This window comes from Modestobacter marinus, assembly GCF_019799945.1.
Taxonomy (GTDB): domain Bacteria; phylum Actinomycetota; class Actinomycetes; order Mycobacteriales; family Geodermatophilaceae; genus Modestobacter; species Modestobacter marinus_B.
In genome coordinates, this window is the sequence record NZ_JABGCH010000018.1 from 1 (window position 1) to 16,029 (window position 16,029).

The window sequence follows — 16,029 nt, forward strand, 5'->3', positions numbered from 1 at the left end:
CCATCCAGCCCTTTTGAGCTCGATGTCACGCGTCCACTGTGCAGCTCTGGAACAACGAACACCCCCCACCCGCGTGCCGGGGTGGGGGGCGGTTCCACAGTGTTACGGCGGTCATGGCGAAAGGGAAACGCCCGGTCCCATTCCGAACCCGGAAGCTAAGCCTTTCAGCGCCGATGGTACTGCCCCGGAGACGGGGTGGGAGAGTAGGACACCGCCGGACAACCATTCCCGAAACGGGGCCACAGCGACAGCTGCGGCCCCGTTTCGGCGTTTGTGCACTCGTGTCCGCCGGCGGTCTGCCGCCGCGGGGTCAGCGTCGCCGATCCGGCGGTGCCGTGCTCGCGCCGACGTTGTCGCTCAGCCAGCGGTTGAGCTCGGCGAACTCGCGCCACGCGTCCCGCACCCGCTGCAGCGCCTCGCGACCGTGCAGCCAGTCGTCGGGAGTCCACTGCGCCGAGGCGTGCAGCGCCTTGTGGCGCAGCAGCTCGGCTCGCGGGTGGTCGGCGGGGTAGCCGCGGGGCATCCGGACGAGCCGATCGCCCTCGATGGCGTAGCCGGCGGCGCGCAGCCGGTCGACCTCCGCGGACAGCAGCCCGCCCGGCAGCTCGTCGTCCACCGCGCGGCGGTACCGCTCCACCTGGTCCGGCTGGAGGCCCCAGCAGCCACCGGCCACGCGCAGTCCGTCCGCGGACACCTGCACGTACACCGAGCCGAGGCCGCGCCCCTCGGGGTGCAGGACCGTGCCCTGGTGCGTCTTGTACGGCGTCTTGTCGGAGCTGAAGCGGACGTCCCGGTACGGACGGAACAACTTGGCCGGTCCGAACTCGGCGGCGAGCTCGTCGGCCAGCGCCTGCATGGGCGCGCGGACGTACCGCTCGTAGTCCTGGCGGTGCTCGGTCCAGTAGGGCCTGCTGTTGTCCGCCTCGAGCCCCTCGTAGAACACGAGAGCCTCGTCGGGGAAGCCGGTGAACGTCACGGAGCTCCTCGGTCGTCGTCCCGCTCGTCGTCGAGACGGGTGTGCCAGCGCAGCTGGCGGATGGTCACCGTCCCGGCGTCGAGGTCGCGCGCCCAGCCGTCCGGGGCCCACCCGGCGCTCTGCAGGAAGCCTGCGGTGACCTCGTCGGCCTCCGGCACCCAGCTGAGCAGCGTGCGGACGCCCCGCTCGCCGGCGAGGTCCGCGACGGCCGCGAGCAGCCGGCTGCCGTGGCCACGCCGGCCCCACCGCGGTTCGACCAGCAAGGTGGTCAGCTCGGCGGCGGGCTGGTCGTCGGGGGTCCCGGCCGGGGCGAACGCCGCCACGCCGACCACGTCGTCCGACTCCACGGCCACCAGGACGCCGTGGTCGGGGCCGGGCGGTGCGCCGATGGCCTCCGCCCAGGCGTCGGCGGCCGCCTGCTCGTCCCAGGCATCGAGCACCTCGGCCGGCATCAGCGCACGGTAGGCGGTCCGCCAGGTGACCAGCTGGACCCGCGCGACCGCCGCTTCGTCCCCCGGCTGCGCCCGGCGCACCCGGACGTCGGATCGCCCGGTGGGGCCGGGCCTGGGAGGTGGGTGCACGCCCGGCAGCCTAGGGAGGGCACCGCCGCCCGCGCACCAGGCGGTCTGTCGTACCCACACGGCAGGATCAGCTCCGTGACCAGACCCGCGGAACGGCTGTCCGCTGCCCTGGCGCGGCGGATCGCGCTGGCCGCACAGGGGCTCGCGGACGAGCGTCCCGCCGGGGGGCCCGGCACCCGTCAGCTGCGCCGGTCGGCCGACCAGCTCGCCGTGGTGCAGATCGACTCGGTGAACGTGCTGAGCCGGTCCCACTACCTTCCGTTTTTCAGCCGGCTGGGTCCCTACCCCCGGCCGGCGCTGGACGCGCTCTCCAACCGGCGGCACGACCTGTTCGAGTTCTGGGCGCACGAGGCGTCCTTCCTCCCGGTCCGGTTGCACCCCCACCTGCGCTGGCGGATGGCCGCCGCGGAGGAGCACGCCTGGGGGAACATGGTCAGGCTGCAACGGGAACGGCCCGGGTACGTCGCCGAGGTCCTCGACCGCGTCCGCGCGGAGGGTCCGCTGAAGGCGAGCCAGCTGCTGGAGCACCGGCGCGACCGCCCCGGCACGATGTGGAACTGGCACGCCGGCAAGGTCGCGCTCGAGTGGCTGTTCTTCACCGGGGCGCTCACCGCGCGCGCCCGGACCGCCGGCTTCGAGCGGGTGTACGACCTCCCCGAGCGGGTGCTGCCCGCCACGGTCGTGCAGGCGGCCACGCCGGAACGGCCCGACGCCGTCCGTGAGCTGGTCCGGACCGCCGCGCGGGCGTTGGGGGTCGCCACCGAGAGCGACCTGCGCGACTACTTCCGGCTGTCCCCGGCCGACGCCCGGACCGCGGTGACCGAGCTGGCCGAGGCCGGCGAGCTGCTGCCGGTGGTGGTCGACGGATGGGCGCGCCCGGCCTGGCTCGACGCGGCCGCGCGGCGACCGCGCCGTGCCCAGGCCCGCGCGCTGCTGAGCCCCTTCGACTCACTGGTCTGGGAACGCCCGCGCGTCGAGCGCATCTTCGGGTTCCGCTACCGGCTGGAGATCTACACCCCGGCGGCCAAGCGTGTGCACGGCTACTACGTGCTGCCGTTCCTGCTGGGTGACGCCCTCGTGGCCCGGGTCGACCTCAAGGCCGACCGGCGGTCCGGCGTCCTGCGGGTGCAGGCCGCGCACGGCGAACCCGGGGTCGACCACGGCGCGGTCGCCGCGGCGCTCGCCGCCGAGCTCCGGCTCATGGCCGACTGGATGGAGCTGACCGACGTTGCGGTCACCGGGGCCGGGGACCTGGCGCCGGCGCTCTGCGGAGCGCTCCCGGCCGCGGCCTGAGCCGGTCAGCTCGCGAGGGAGGTCTCCGGGGCGGGCGGGGTGGAGGCGGTCGCCCGGTGGACCCGCAGGTCGCCGGAGACCGACTGCAGGAACAGGGTCAGCGCGGCGGTGTCGCCCTCCGCCGCGCCAGGTGCCTCCTCGGTCAGCTCGGAGACCCAGTGCCCGGTGAGGGTCTGCACGTCGAGCCGGACCCGCAGGCCGCGCTCGACGCCCACGGTCACGTCGCCGGACACGGTGGTCAGCCGCAGCGTCCCGCGGGCGGCGCGCTCCACGCGCACGTCGCCGCTCGCGGTCCTCGCGCGCACGTCTCCGGCGGCGTCCCCGATCACCAGGTCACCGGAGGCGGTCCGGACCTCCAGCGGACCGCCGGCCGACTCGAGCCGGACGTCGCCGGACGCCGTCCCCACCGTCGCGGCGCCGGTCACCTCGCCCACCCGGACGTCCCCACTGGCGGCGCGGGCCTGCAGGGTCGTGCAGTGCTCGACCGCCACGTCGCCGCTCGCGCTGGTGAGGACTACCCGCCCGAGGCGCCCGCGCAACGAGGAGTCGCCGGACGCGGTGGACACGACGACCGGGCCGTCCGGCGGGGTGCTGACCGCGACGGCGAACGCCGGCGAGCGGGACAGCCGCCGTTCCGGGACGCGCACCCGGACCGCGGACGCGGTCGCCTCGACGTCGACGAGGTCGACCTCGTGCTCGGCGGCCTCGTTCAGCGGCTCGATCGTCACCACCACCTCGGACGCGCCCTCGACGGCGTCCACGGTGACCGAGCCGGCGGGGTTGCGGACCTCCACGGCGGGCGGGCCGCCGGGGACGGGGACGCGCTGGGTGCGGACGGACACGGGGACCTCCTGGACGGGGATCAGCTCCGGGCGAAGCCGGAGTAGCGGCGAGGACCGCGCCCGGGGCGCGGCTCGGTGGGCTCGCGGAGGCCGGTGGCGACGGTGCGGACCAGCCAGGCGTTCAGCGAGATCCCGGCTGTGGCCGCGGCGGACTCCGCGCGGGCCTTCAGGGACTCGGGCAGCCGCAGGCTGATCCGGGCGATCGACCCGTCCTCGCCCCCGGCATCGACGTCGTCGACCGGCTGGTCGGGCCGGGTGTGCTCCACCACGACCTCGGGCTCTCCGCCGCGGACGCGGATGTCGACCAGTCCCTCGCCCCAGGCCGCGGTCACCTCGGCCGCCATCGCGGACAGGGCGTCGGTCAGGGCCAGCCGGACGGCGGGCTCCAGGGTCTCGGCCAGCAGCCGGGCTGTCTCGCGCGTCTGCTCCGTGCCCGCCGCGGCGGCCGTCGTCAGGTGGCTGCGCAGCGCGTCGACGTAGTCGCCCAGGTCCATGGTCTCGCCTCCTGACGTCAGGATGACGCCATAGTGACGTCATGTCCAGCGTCACGGGAAGGGCGCTTCGCGACGCCGCCGTACGCTCGACGGGTGCCCGCCATCGCCCCGCTGAAGGTCGAGGTCGTCGCCCAGACCGCGTTCACGCCGCCCGCGGACGTGCCCTGGGAGACCGACGCCGAGGGCGGGCAGGCGCTCGCCGAGTTCGCCGGGCGGGCTTGCTACCAGTCGTGGGACAAGCCGAACCCCGCCACGGCCACCAACCAGGGCTACCTGCGCCACATCCTCGAGGTGGGCCACCTGGCGGTGCTCGAGCACGCCACCGTGAGCATGTACCTGTCCGGGATCTCGCGGTCGCTCACCCACGAGCTGATCCGGCACCGGCACTTCTCCTACAGCCAGTTGTCCCAGCGCTACGTGCCCGACCGGGACGCCGCCGTCGTCGAGCCGGCCGTCATCGCCGAGGACCCGGAGCTGCACCAGCTGTTCCTCGCCGCGACCGACGCCGCGCTGGCCGCGTACGAGACCCTGCTGGAGGGGCTGGAGAAGCGGTTCGCCGACGTCCCCAACGCCACCCTCCGCCGCAAGCAGGCCCGGCAGGCCGCCCGCGCCGTGCTGCCCAACGCCACCGAGACGCGGGTCGTGGTCACCGGCAACTACCGGGCGTGGCGGCACTTCATCGCCATGCGCGCCAGCGAGCACGCCGACGTCGAGATGCGCCAGGTCGCCGTCGCGTGCCTGCGCGAGCTGCAGCGGGTGGCCGGCCACGTGTTCAGCGACTTCCGGATCAGCGGGCTCGCCGACGGCACCGAGGTCGCGGCGAGCCCCTACGTGACCGAGGGATGACCCCGCCTAGCATCGACGGTCGCGGACGAGGGGCGGGAGCACCATGATCGACACCCAGTACGAGGACCTGCTGCGCCGGGTGCTCGACACCGGCAGCCCGAAGTCCGACCGCACCGGCACCGGCACGGTGAGCCTGTTCGGCGAGCGGTTGCGCTACGACCTGTCCTGCGGGTTCCCGCTGGTGACCACCAAGAAGGTGCACTTCAAGTCGGTCGCCTACGAGCTGCTGTGGTTCCTGCGCGGCGAGGGCAACGTCCGCTGGCTGCAGGAGCACGGCGTCAGCATCTGGGACGAGTGGGCGGCCGAGGACGGCAGCCTCGGCCCCGTCTACGGCGTGCAGTGGCGGTCCTGGCCGACGCCGGACGGCGGCACGGTCGACCAGCTGTCCGCGGTGCTGGAGACGCTGCGGACCGACCCGGACTCCCGCCGGATGATCGTCTCCGCCTGGAACGTCGGCGCGCTGCCGGAGATGGCCCTGGCGCCCTGCCATGCGCTGTTCCAGTTCCACGTCGCCGACGGCCGGCTCTCCTGCCAGCTGTACCAGCGCAGCGCCGACCTCTTCCTCGGCGTCCCGTTCAACATCGCCAGCTACGCCCTGCTCACGCAGATGGTGGCCCAGCAGGTCGGCCTGGAGCCGGGCGACTTCATCTGGGTGGGCGGGGACTGCCACATCTACGCCAACCACGTGGAGCAGGTGCGCGAGCAGCTGTCCCGCGAGGTGCGGCCCTTCCCGCGGCTGACGATCGACCCGGCCCCTTCGCTGTTCGAGCACGACTACGCCGACTTCCACGTGCACGACTACGCCCCGCACCCCGCCATCCGGGGTGCGGTGGCCGTCTGACCGAGCGCGCGAGGTCGGCGGTCGTGCAGGGCACGGTCCGGCTCGTCTGGGCCCAGGGCGACGGCGGGGTCATCGGCGCCGACGGGGCGTTGCCCTGGCACCTCCCCGAGGACCTTCGGCTCTTCCGGGCGCTCACCGTCGGCGCGACGGTGGTGATGGGCCGGCGCACCTGGGAGTCCCTGCCGCCCCGGGTGCGACCGCTGCCGGGCCGGCGCAACGTCGTCCTCAGCTCCACCCTGCAGACCGCGGGGGAGGGAGTGCACGTGGCGCGCTCCGCGGACGAGGTGCCCGCCGCCGACGGCGACGTCTGGGTGATCGGTGGAGGCAGCGTCTACGCGGCGTTCCTGCCCCGCGCCGCCGCGGCCGTGGTCACCGAGGTCGACGTCCGGGTGCCGGGGGACACCTGGGCGCCCGCCCTGCCCGAGGACGAGTGGGTGACCGCCGCCGGGACCGGGTGGCTGACGTCCTCGACCGGGCTGCGCTACCGGGTCACCCTGTCGCGACGGCGGAGCGAGCCGGACGGCGAGGCGACCGACGGGCCCGCCGCCGTCCTGGCGCGATGGTCCGCTGGCGGCGGTCGGTAGATTCGCACCATGACCACCGACCCCGCCCGGCCCTTCGGGCGAGTCCTCACGGCGATGGTCACCCCGTTCGCCGAGGACGGCACGATCGACCTCGCGGGGGCCCAGGAGCTGGCGTCCCACCTGGTCGACCGGCAGGCGCACGACGGCCTGGTCGTCATGGGCACGACGGGGGAGTCGCCCACCGTCAGCGACGGTGAACAGCACGCGGTGCTGGAGGCGGTGATCGACGCCGTCGGCGACCGGGCCACCGTGGTCGCCGGCGTCGGCACCAACGACACCGCCCACTCCATCGAGAAGGCACAGTCGGCCGCGCGGCTCGGCGCCGACGGGCTGCTCGTCGTCACCCCGTACTACAACAAGCCGCCGCAGGCGGGGCTGCTGCGGCACTTCACCGCGGTCGCCGACAGCACCGACCTGCCGGTGATGCTCTACGACATCCCGCCGCGCTCGGTCGTGCCGATCGAGGTCGAGACGCTCGTCCGGGCCGCCGAGCACCCGAACATCGTCGCCGTCAAGGACGCCAAGGGCGATCTCGGCGCGGTGCAGTGGACCCTGGCGCGCACCGACCTGGCCTACTACTCCGGCGAGGACATGCTGAACCTGCCGCTGCTGGCCGTCGGCGCGGTCGGTGTGGTCAGCGTCGTCGGGCACCTGGTCGGGAGCCGGCTGGCGGAGCTGATCGCCGCCGTCGACTCCGGTGACCTGGTCAAGGCCCGCGCGGTCAACGAGAGCCTGTTGCCGGTCTACACCGGCATCTTCCGTACCCAAGGTGTGATCACGGTGAAGGCGGCGCTGCGCGCGCTCGGCCTGCCGGCGGGGCCGGTCCGCCCGCCGCTGGTCGACGCGACTCCCGAACAGGTGGAGCAGCTGCGCGCCGACCTCGCCGCCGGAGGAGTCCAGCTGTGACGACGAAGACCCCGCCTGCCCAGCAGGCCCACCAGCCGCACCTGGACCTCCAGGCGCCCCCGCCGCTGCCCGCCGGCGCCCTGCGGGTGATGGCGCTCGGCGGGCTTGGTGAGATCGGCCGGAACATGGCCGTGCTCGAGTTCGACGGCAGGCTGCTGGTGATCGACTGCGGCGTGCTGTTCCCCGAGGCCGAGCAGCCCGGCATCGACCTGATCCTGCCCGACTTCGGGGTCATCGAGCACCGGCTGGACGACATCGTCGGCGTCGTCCTCACCCACGGGCACGAGGACCACATCGGCGCGATCCCCTACCTGCTGCGGCTGCGCGGGGACATCCCGCTGATCGGCTCGCGGTTCACGCTTGCGCTGGTGCGGGCCAAGCTGCGCGAGCACCGGATCGACCCGGTCCTCGTCGAGGTGGCCGCCGGCGACGACCACCTGGCCGGCCCGTTCCACACCGAGTTCATCAACGTGAACCACTCGATCCCCGACGCGCTGGCGGTCGCCGTGCACACCGCGGCCGGGACGCTGGTGCACACCGGCGACTTCAAGATGGACCAGCTGCCGCTCGACGGCGTCCTCACCGACCTCGGTGCCTTCGCGCGGCTCGGCGTCGAGGGGATCGACCTGCTGCTGGCGGACTCGACCAACGCCGAGGTGCCCGGCTTCGTCACCTCCGAGCGCAACATCGGCCCGGTGCTCGACTCGGTCTTCGAGCGGGCCACCCAGCGGCTGATCGTCTCCAGCTTCGCCAGCCACGTGCACCGCATCCAGCAGGTCCTCGACTGCGCGGTCAAGCACGACCGCAAGGTCGCCTTCGTGGGCCGCTCGATGGTGCGCAACATGGGCGTCGCCCAGGACCTCGGCCTGTTGCGGGTGGCGCCGGGGCTGATGGTGAAGCTCGACGAGGCGACGTCCATGCCGCCGGAGCAGGTCGTGCTGATCAGCACCGGCTCCCAGGGTGAGCCGCTGTCCGCGCTCGGGCGGATGGCCCGCGGCGACCACCACCAGGTGACCATCGAGGCCGGTGACACGATCATCCTGGCGTCCTCGCTGGTGCCGGGGAACGAGACGGCGGTCTACAAGGTGATCAACGGCCTGGCCCGGCTCGGCGCCACCGTGATCCACAAGGAGACGGCGATGGTGCACGTCTCCGGCCACGCCCCCGCCGGCGAGCTGCGCACCCTGATCAACGTCGCCAAGCCCCGGTACCTGATGCCGGTGCACGGCGAGTGGCGGCACCTGCGGGCGCACGCCGCGCTGGCCGAGCAGATCGGGATGAGCCGCGACCGGATCCTGCTGGCCGAGGACGGCGTCGTCGTGGACCTCGTCGACGGCAAGGCGTCGATCGTGGGCAGCGTGCCCATCGGCAACGTCTACGTCGACGGCGTCAACGTCGGGGACGTGGGCGAGGAGTCGCTGCAGGCCCGCCGGATCCTCGGGGACGAGGGGTTCGTGGCGCTCACCGTGGTCATCGAGCCGTCCACCCGCACGATCGTGCGGCCGGTGCACCTGTCCACCCGCGGGTTCTCCGACGACCCGACCGCGTTCAACGAGGTGCTCGGGCTGGTCGAGAAGGAGCTCAAGCGCAGCTTGGAGGACGAGCAGGTGGACGCCCACCGGCTCTCCCAGGTCATCCGCCGGACGGTCGGCAAGTGGGTCTCCGACACCTACCGCCGCCGCCCGATGATCATCCCCACCGTCCTCGAGGTGTAAGCCCGCCGCGTGGGGCCCTTCTGCTGATCACTGCCGGACGACGGCGATGGGCGTGATGCCGTCCTCGGGGGGCAGGTCGAAGCCGAGTACCTGGGAGTAGAAGGACAGCTCGCCGTCCAGCGCGGCGCGGATGTTCTCCGCCTTGCGGAAGCCGTGCTGCTCGCCGGCGAAGAGCACGTAGGCGTGCGGCACGCCGTTCTCCCGGAGCGCGGCGGCCATCAGCTCGGCCTGCGCCGGCGGCACCACCGCGAGCGCTCGGCGTAGACGTCAGCGCTCGCGGGCCACGGGGCGATCAGCCCGTCGAGGTACCGCGACTCGAGGGAGTGCGTGTCGGCGGCCAGTGCGGCGAGGTCGGCGACGCCGTAGTGACTGGCGCCGGCGGCGAAGACCCCGGGGCGGAAGGTGAGCGCCGCCAGCGTCGTGTAGCCACCGGCCGAGCCCCGCGGACGGCCATCCGCGCGGGGTCGACCCGGCCACCACCTCGTGGACGACGTCGGCCGCCGCTCCGCTCGCGGCGTGGGTCTCCCGGACGGCGAGCACCGCGGCCCCGTCGGGAGTCACCCGCAGGTCCGCGAACCGGACCCCGGCCGGCAGCGCGGGCTCCGGGGCGACCGCCACCGGCTCGCCGCCGGGCTCGACACGGTGAAGCCGCTGGTCGGCGTAGCCGGTGAACCAGACGGTGCCGCCCGCGACCGTCCAGGCGCCCCCGCCGTACTCGTGCACGCGGGTGCGGGCGTTACACGGCGGGGGCAGGAGGTCGGCCGTCGTGCCGTCGGCGGAGCGGCGGACCAGTGCCGTCCGGCCGCCCTCGCTGGGGCGACCCTCGGCCCACCAGACGTCGTCGCCGTCCCCGCCGACCTCGCCGAGCCGGGCGGCGGCGCGCACCACCAGCTCCGAGGTGATCGGGGTCGGCCAGCTGCCGTGGGGGAGGACGCGCGGAGTGGTGGGCTCGGTCACGTCGCGAACGTGACCGGGCAGGCCGGGCGCGGACTGGTCGGTCCGCTGCCCGGGTGGCTGTTCGGCTCCGGTCCGGACACGCGGCCACGAATCGTCCAGCTGGACGCTCCGGGCGATTACCGTCGACGCATGCCTGCTCGCGCGACGTCGAATCGGGCGCCGGCGCGGGGCGGGTCCTCCTCGCGCCCGCGCGCCGGTGGCTCCACCGCCCAGAAGCGCCCGCCGGCCAAGCGCGGTGGCTCCACCGCTGCCCGCCGTCCGGCGGCCAAGAAGGACCAGTGGAGCCTGGGCGGCAGTGCCGTCCGGGCGGCCGCCGGCACCTGGGGCCTGCTCGCCCGCGGCGTCGGCGGCCTCGCCCGCTCGGTCGCGCGCCCCGACGAGGCCGAGCCGCTGGGTGCCGAGCACCGCCGTGACGGCGTCGGGCTCGCCGTGCTCGGACTGGCCATCGTGCTCGGCGCCGCGGCCTGGACCAACGGGATCGGTCCCGCGGGCGCCGGCCTGGACCGCGCCGTCCGGTTCCTCATCGGCACGCTGACCGCCGCGCTGCCCGTCGTGCTGTTGCTCGTCGCCCTCCGCCTGCTGCGCCACCCCCCGCGCCCCGAGGCGCGGGGCCGGCTGCTCATCGGCTGGACCTGCGTGGTCGCCGCGGTCGTCGGGATCACGCACGTCACCGGCCCGGACATCGACGCCCGCGACCGGACCGGCGCCGGCGGGGTGCTGGGCTGGGCCGTCGGGTCGCCGCTGACCAGCGGTGTCGGCGCCGTCGTCAGCGTGCTGCTGCTGGTCCTGCTCGCCGCCTTCGGGCTGCTCGTCGTCACGGCCACGCCGGTGCACCAGGTGCCCGAGCGGCTGCGCGGCTGGCTGGACCGCCAGCTCGGCCGCGACGCCGACGAGGACTACGACGACTACGACGACCTGTACGAGGACGACGAGGACGAGCAGCCGGCGCCGCGCTCCCGGCGTGGGCGCAAGTCCGCGGCCGCCGCCGTCCAGGACACCCTCGACACCGGCGCCGTCCCCGACCTCGGCGCGTTGGACGAGGCACCGCTGGCGGTCGTGCACGAGCCGGCGCCCGAGCCCGTGCCGGTGCCCTCGCCCCGCCGCGTGCCGTCCCCCGTCGACCGGACCGCCCCGCCGGAGGACCTCCCGCCGATCGAGGAACCCGAGCAGCTGCGGATCCAGCCGGTCGAGGGCGAGTACATGCTTCCCTCGGTCAGCGTGCTGCGCCCGGGCACCCCGCCGCGCGCCAAGTCCAAGGCCAACGACGTCGCCATCGAGGCGATCACCGGCGTCCTGGAGCAGTTCCAGATCGACGCCGCGGTCACCAGCTACACGCGTGGCCCGACGGTCACCCGGTACGAGATCGAGCTCGGCAACGCGGTCAAGGTCGAGAAGATCACTGCGCTGACGAAGAACCTCGCCTACGCGGTGGCCAACGACAACATCCGGATCCTCGCGCCGATCCCGGGCAAGTCCGCGGTGGGCGTGGAGGTGCCCAACACCGACCGCGAGACGGTCAGCCTGGGCGACGTCATGCGCTCGCAGGTGGCCAAGCAGGACCCGCACCCGATGCTGGTCGGACTGGGCAAGGACATCGAGGGCGGGTTCGTCTGCGCGAACCTGGCGAAGATGCCGCACCTCCTCGTCGCCGGCGCCACCGGTGCCGGTAAGTCCAGCTGCATCAACTCGCTGCTGACCTCGCTGCTGCTGCGGGCCACGCCGGACCAGCTGCGGATGATCCTCATCGACCCGAAGATGGTCGAGCTCACGCCCTACGACGGCATCCCGCACCTGATCACGCCGATCATCACCGACCCGAAGAAGGCCGCGACCGCGCTCGCCTGGCTGGTCGAGGAGATGGAGCAGCGCTACCAGGACATGCGGTCCTCCGGGGTGCGGCACATCGACGACTTCAACCGCAAGGTCGAGGCCGGCGAGATCACCGCCCCGCCGGGCAGCGAGCGGGTCTACCGGTCCTACCCGTACATCCTGGCGATCGTCGACGAGCTGGCCGACCTGATGATGGTGGCTCCGCGGGACGTCGAGGAGTCGATCGTCCGGATCACCCAGAAGGCGCGTGCGGCCGGCATCCACCTGGTGCTGGCCACGCAGCGCCCGTCGGTGGACGTCGTCACCGGCCTGATCAAGGCCAACGTGCCCTCGCGGCTGGCCTTCTCCACCTCCAGCCTCACCGACAGCCGGGTCATCCTCGACCAGCCCGGCGCGGAGAAGCTCATCGGCATGGGCGACGCCCTGTTCCTGCCGATCGGTGCCGGCAAGCCGATGCGCGTGCAGGGCGCCTACGTCTCCGACGCCGAGATCGAGGCGGTCGTCGAGTTCACCAAGCGGCAGGCCGAGCCCGAGTACCGGGAAGAGGTCTTCACCGCTGCGGCCGGTGAGAAGAAGGAGATCGACGAGGACATCGGCGGGGACCTGGAGCTGCTGGTCCAGGCGGTCGACCTCGTCGTCACCAGCCAGTTCGGGTCGACGTCGATGCTGCAGCGCAAGCTGCGGGTCGGGTTCGCGAAGGCCGGCCGGCTGATGGACCTCATGGAGAGCCGCGGGATCGTCGGCCCCTCGGAGGGGTCCAAGGCGCGCGACGTCCTGGTCAAGCCCGACGAGCTGGAATCGGTGATGTTCACCCTGCGCGGGGGCGAGTAGCAACAGGACCCCCGCTGCGGCGCCGGGCCCGGCAGTCCGGGCCGGACTGAAGTCATACCTGGTGCGACCCCGGGCAGCGCCTACGATGGTCCGGTGCCAGCCCTGCCCCGCTCCCTCCCCACATCGGCCCCCTCCCAGGACGGGGACGGGGACCGGGACGGGCGGTCGCCGCGCCGGGTCGCCGTGGTCACTCTCGGCTGTGCCCGCAACGAGGTCGACTCCGAGGAGCTCGCCGGCCGGCTGGCGGGGGACGGGTACGAGCTGGTCGAGGACGCCGAGGGCGCCGACGCGGTCCTGGTGAACACCTGCGGTTTCATCGAGAGCGCGAAGAAGGACTCGGTCGACGCGATCCTCGCCGCCACCGACTCCGGTGCCGAGGTGATCGCCGTCGGCTGCATGGCCGAGCGCTACGGCGCGGAGCTGGCCGGCGCGCTGCCCGAGGCCACGGTCCTCGGGTTCGACGACTACGCCGCGATCGGTGACCGGCTCGACGACGTCCTCACCGGCCGGACGCTGGTGCCGCACTCGCCGCGCGACCGGCGCACCCTGCTGCCGATCAGCCCGGTGGAGCGCACCACGGCTGCTCGGTCCGCCGACGCCCCGGCGATCCCCGGTCACGACTGGCTGAGGCGCCGGCGGCTGGCCAGCGGCCCGTCGGCAGCGGTCAAGATAGCGTCCGGCTGCGACCGGCGGTGCGCGTTCTGCGCCATCCCCACGTTCCGCGGCGCCTTCGTGTCCCGGCCGATGGCCGAGGTGCTCGGCGAGGCCCAGTGGCTGGCCGCCCAGGGCGTGACCGAGATCGTCCTGGTCAGCGAGAACTCGACGTCCTACGGCAAGGACACCGGCGACCTGCGGTCGCTGGAGAAGCTGCTGCCCCAGCTGGCCGCCACCCCCGGGATCGCCCGGGTGCGGGTGGCCTACCTGCAGCCGGCCGAGCTGCGCCCGGGCCTGCTGGAGGTCATCGCCGGCACCGACGGCGTCGCCCCCTACTTCGACCTGTCCTTCCAGCACTCCTCGCCCACGCTGCTGCGCCGCATGCGCCGGTTCGGCGGCACCGACGACTTCCTGGCCGTCATCGAGCGCGCCCGGGCGCTGGCACCCGGGGCCGGTTTCCGCACCAACGTCATCCTCGGGTTCCCCGGCGAGACCGAGCAGGACGTCGCCGAGCTCGAGCGCTTCCTGGTCGAGGGCAGGCTGGACGCCGTCGGCGTGTTCGGCTACTCCGACGAGGAGAACACCGAGGCGATGGGCCTGCCCGGCAAGCTCGAGCCGCACGTCATCGAGGAGCGGGTCCGCCGGATCACCGACCTGGTCGAGGAGCTCACCGCGCAGCGGGCGGAGGAGCGGATCGGCACCACCGTCGAGGTGCTGCTCACCGAGGACCTCTCCGCCGAGGAGGAGCCGGGCACCTGGGCCGGTCACGCCGCACACCAGGACCCGGACGCCGACGGCACCACCACCGTCTCCGGCGTGCCCGCCGACGCCGTCGCCGGGCAGCTGCTGACCGCCGAGGTCGTGGACACCGAGGGCGTGGACCTGGTCACCCGTGCCCTGGTACCCGCGTTGTCCGGCACCGGGGCCTGAGCCGTGAGCGCGGCGATGCCGGAGGGTGCGGCCGACCCGGCCGCCACGCCGCCGCAGACCGCGCGGCTGGTGAACCTGCCCAACGCGTTGACCGTGCTGCGGCTGGCCGTGGTGCCGCTGTTCGCGATGCTGCTGTTCTCCGACGGCGGCATGGACGACGAGCAGCGGATCTGGGCCACCGTCTTCTTCACCCTGGCGATCATCACCGACCGGTACGACGGGATGATCGCCCGGCGCAGGAACCAGGTGACCGAGTTCGGCAAGCTCGCCGACCCGATCGCCGACAAGGCACTGACCGGCACCGCGCTCGTCGGCCTCTCCGCGCTCGGCCTGCTTCCGTGGTGGGTGACCTCGGTCATCCTGGTGCGCGAGATCGGGGTGACCCTGCTCCGCTTCTGGGTCATCCGGCACGGCGTCATCGCCGCCAGCCGCGGCGGCAAGGCCAAGACCGTGCTGCAGGCCCTCGCCATCGGGCTCTACATCCTCCCGCTCGGCGGCGTGCTGGGCTCGGTCCGCTGGTGGGTCATGGCGGCCGCCGTCGTGCTCACGGTGGTGACCGGGCTGGACTACGTGGTCCGGGCGATCGGCCTCAGGCGCACCAGCGCGCGCGCCATGCGTGCCGCGGCGGCCCGCCGGGCCGACGACGCGGGGCCCGGGGACGTCCGCCGGGACACCGCCGCGTGAGCTCCCCCGAGCAGCGGCTGCACGCGGCGCTGCTCGCCCGCGGCGAGACCGTCGCCGCCGCCGAGTCGCTGACCGCCGGGCTGTTCTGCGCGACCCTGGCCACGGTGCCCGGGGCGAGCACCACGCTGCGCGGCGGTGCGGTCGTCTACGCGACCGACCTCAAATCGGCGCTGGCCGGCGTGCCCGCCGCGCTGCTCGCCGCCTCCGGCCCGGTCAGCGAGCCCACGGCGGCGGCGCTCGCCGAGGGCATCCGGGAGCGGTGCACGGCCACCTGGGGCGTGGGGCTGACCGGGGTGGCCGGCCCGGACCCGGTCGACGGGCACGGACCGGGGCGGGTGTACGTCGGGATCAGCGACGGCACCCGCACCGACGTCCACCGGCTGGACCTGCCGGGGGACCGGGCGGCCGTGCGGACCGGCGCGGTCGAGGCGGCCCTGCTGCGGCTGCTGGACCGGCTCGACGAGCGGGAAGTGCCCGGGTGAGCGGCGCGTTTACGCCATGAGCGGACGGCTCCCCACCGGGGCGGTGGCGAGGGGCAGCGCCGCGTACGGTGAGTGCACGTCGTCCTCCGGCCGGCCCGGACGACGGCGTCAGTGCTCGCACTGCTCGTTCGACACGCTCCCCGGAGTGGACAGGAGACGGCCATGACGCTGCTGCGCACCCAGCTCGGGAACACCCTGCGCGGGCACCGGCTGCGTCAGCGTCGCACCCTGCGCGACGTCTCCGGCGCCGCCCGGGTGAGCCTGGGCTACCTGTCCGAGGTGGAGCGGGGCCAGAAGGAGGCCTCCTCCGAGCTGCTGGCGTCGATCTGCGACGCCCTCGACCTCGAGCTCGCCGACCTGCTGGCCGAGGTCAGCCTGGAGATGCGGCTGGCCGACGGCGGACGCCGCCCGGTGCGTCCGCTCACCGTCGCGGAGCCGGCGGAGGAGACGGGGGACGAGGCGGCCGCGGAGCCTGCCGCCGAAGCCCCGGTCGCGGAGCCCGCCCTCGCGCTCGTCGGCGGGTCGCAGCCGGCCCGCGACGCCGCGCCGTCCCAGGGCGCCGTCTCCCTGGCTGCCTAGACGA

At 74.0% G+C, this 16,029-nt stretch carries 17 protein-coding genes and 1 rRNA gene; 12 read left to right on the top strand and 6 right to left on the bottom strand.

The genetic code is table 11. The annotated features are described in order from the left end of the window. The first annotated feature begins 103 nt into the window (after nt 1–103). Nucleotides 104–220, top strand: a 5S ribosomal RNA gene (gene rrf, locus HK417_RS15085). 90 nt (nt 221–310) lie between these two features. Here the strand turns inward: rrf and HK417_RS15090 are convergent. Further along, nucleotides 311–976 (bottom strand): DUF2461 domain-containing protein, encoded by a 666-nt coding sequence (locus HK417_RS15090; protein WP_222267879.1) that lies wholly within the window; start codon nt 974–976, stop codon nt 311–313. Then, nucleotides 973–1,557 carry a GNAT family N-acetyltransferase gene (locus HK417_RS15095; RefSeq protein ID WP_222267881.1) on the bottom strand — a complete coding sequence of 195 codons (585 nt, stop codon included), beginning with the start codon at nt 1,555–1,557 and terminating at the stop codon, nt 973–975. Before HK417_RS15095 ends, HK417_RS15090 begins: the two co-directional genes overlap by 4 nt. 75 nt (nt 1,558–1,632) lie before the next feature. Between HK417_RS15095 and HK417_RS15100 the strand changes: the two genes are divergently transcribed. Then, nucleotides 1,633–2,850, top strand: a complete 1,218-nt coding sequence (locus HK417_RS15100; RefSeq protein WP_222267882.1) for a winged helix-turn-helix domain-containing protein — start codon at nt 1,633–1,635, stop codon at nt 2,848–2,850. Between the two features lie 5 nt (nt 2,851–2,855). Here the strand turns inward: HK417_RS15100 and HK417_RS26505 are convergent, their stop codons facing one another. Beyond that, nucleotides 2,856–3,692 carry a DUF4097 family beta strand repeat-containing protein gene (locus HK417_RS26505; protein WP_222267884.1) on the bottom strand — a complete coding sequence of 279 codons (837 nt, stop codon included), beginning with the start codon at nt 3,690–3,692 and terminating at the stop codon, nt 2,856–2,858. 20 nt (nt 3,693–3,712) lie between these two features. Next, nucleotides 3,713–4,186, bottom strand: a complete 474-nt coding sequence (locus HK417_RS15110; RefSeq protein ID WP_222267886.1) for a toxin-antitoxin system HicB family antitoxin — start codon at nt 4,184–4,186, stop codon at nt 3,713–3,715. 93 nt (nt 4,187–4,279) lie between these two features. Here HK417_RS15110 and thyX point away from each other — a divergent pair, with 93 nt between their 5' ends. The 5 genes from thyX to HK417_RS15135 are packed head-to-tail and all read left to right on the top strand — an operon-like array spanning nt 4,280 to nt 9,078. After that, nucleotides 4,280–5,032: an FAD-dependent thymidylate synthase gene (gene thyX / locus HK417_RS15115; RefSeq protein WP_222267888.1), complete on the top strand. Its 753-nt coding sequence runs from the start codon at nt 4,280–4,282 to the stop codon at nt 5,030–5,032. Nucleotides 5,033–5,075: 43 nt separating this feature from the next. Further along, nucleotides 5,076–5,873 carry a thymidylate synthase gene (locus HK417_RS15120; protein WP_222267890.1) on the top strand — a complete coding sequence of 266 codons (798 nt, stop codon included), beginning with the start codon at nt 5,076–5,078 and terminating at the stop codon, nt 5,871–5,873. A gap of 23 nt (nt 5,874–5,896) precedes the next feature. Continuing rightward, complete coding sequence (locus tag HK417_RS15125; RefSeq protein ID WP_222267892.1) at nt 5,897–6,457, top strand: dihydrofolate reductase; 561 nt, start codon at nt 5,897–5,899, stop codon at nt 6,455–6,457. 9 nt (nt 6,458–6,466) lie between these two features. Beyond that, a complete protein-coding gene (dapA, locus tag HK417_RS15130) occupies nt 6,467–7,363 on the top strand; it encodes a 4-hydroxy-tetrahydrodipicolinate synthase (protein WP_222267894.1) in 897 nt (298 codons plus the stop codon). Beyond that, nucleotides 7,360–9,078 (top strand): ribonuclease J, encoded by a 1,719-nt coding sequence (locus HK417_RS15135; RefSeq protein WP_308123601.1) that lies wholly within the window; start codon nt 7,360–7,362, stop codon nt 9,076–9,078. Before dapA ends, HK417_RS15135 begins: the two co-directional genes overlap by 4 nt. Nucleotides 9,079–9,105: 27 nt before the next feature. Here the strand turns inward: HK417_RS15135 and HK417_RS25470 are convergent, their stop codons facing one another. Continuing rightward, nucleotides 9,106–9,321, bottom strand: a complete 216-nt coding sequence (locus HK417_RS25470; RefSeq protein WP_308123602.1) for a prolyl oligopeptidase family serine peptidase — start codon at nt 9,319–9,321, stop codon at nt 9,106–9,108. Next, nucleotides 9,297–9,494: a hypothetical protein gene (locus HK417_RS25475; protein WP_261326860.1), complete on the bottom strand. Its 198-nt coding sequence runs from the start codon at nt 9,492–9,494 to the stop codon at nt 9,297–9,299. Before HK417_RS25475 ends, HK417_RS25470 begins: the two co-directional genes overlap by 25 nt. Before the next feature lie 670 nt (nt 9,495–10,164). Between HK417_RS25475 and HK417_RS15145 the strand changes: the two genes are divergently transcribed. The 5 genes from HK417_RS15145 (at nt 10,165) to HK417_RS26165 (ending at nt 16,025) form a co-directional block, all read left to right on the top strand. Beyond that, on the top strand, nt 10,165–12,696 hold the full coding sequence (locus tag HK417_RS15145) for a DNA translocase FtsK (protein WP_222267896.1): 2,532 nt from the start codon (nt 10,165–10,167) through the stop codon (nt 12,694–12,696). A gap of 93 nt (nt 12,697–12,789) precedes the next feature. Beyond that, complete coding sequence (gene rimO, locus HK417_RS15150) at nt 12,790–14,280, top strand: 30S ribosomal protein S12 methylthiotransferase RimO (protein ID WP_308123603.1); 1,491 nt, start codon at nt 12,790–12,792, stop codon at nt 14,278–14,280. 3 nt (nt 14,281–14,283) lie between these two features. Further along, complete coding sequence (gene pgsA, locus HK417_RS15155; protein ID WP_308123604.1) at nt 14,284–14,964, top strand: CDP-diacylglycerol--glycerol-3-phosphate 3-phosphatidyltransferase; 681 nt, start codon at nt 14,284–14,286, stop codon at nt 14,962–14,964. Further along, nucleotides 14,961–15,446, top strand: coding sequence for a CinA family protein (locus HK417_RS15160; protein WP_222267898.1), 486 nt, complete (start codon nt 14,961–14,963; stop codon nt 15,444–15,446). The genes pgsA and HK417_RS15160 overlap by 4 nt, the downstream gene beginning before the upstream one ends. A gap of 162 nt (nt 15,447–15,608) precedes the next feature. Further along, on the top strand, nt 15,609–16,025 hold the full coding sequence (locus tag HK417_RS26165) for a helix-turn-helix domain-containing protein (protein WP_222267900.1): 417 nt from the start codon (nt 15,609–15,611) through the stop codon (nt 16,023–16,025). Nucleotides 16,026–16,029 lie beyond the last annotated feature (4 nt).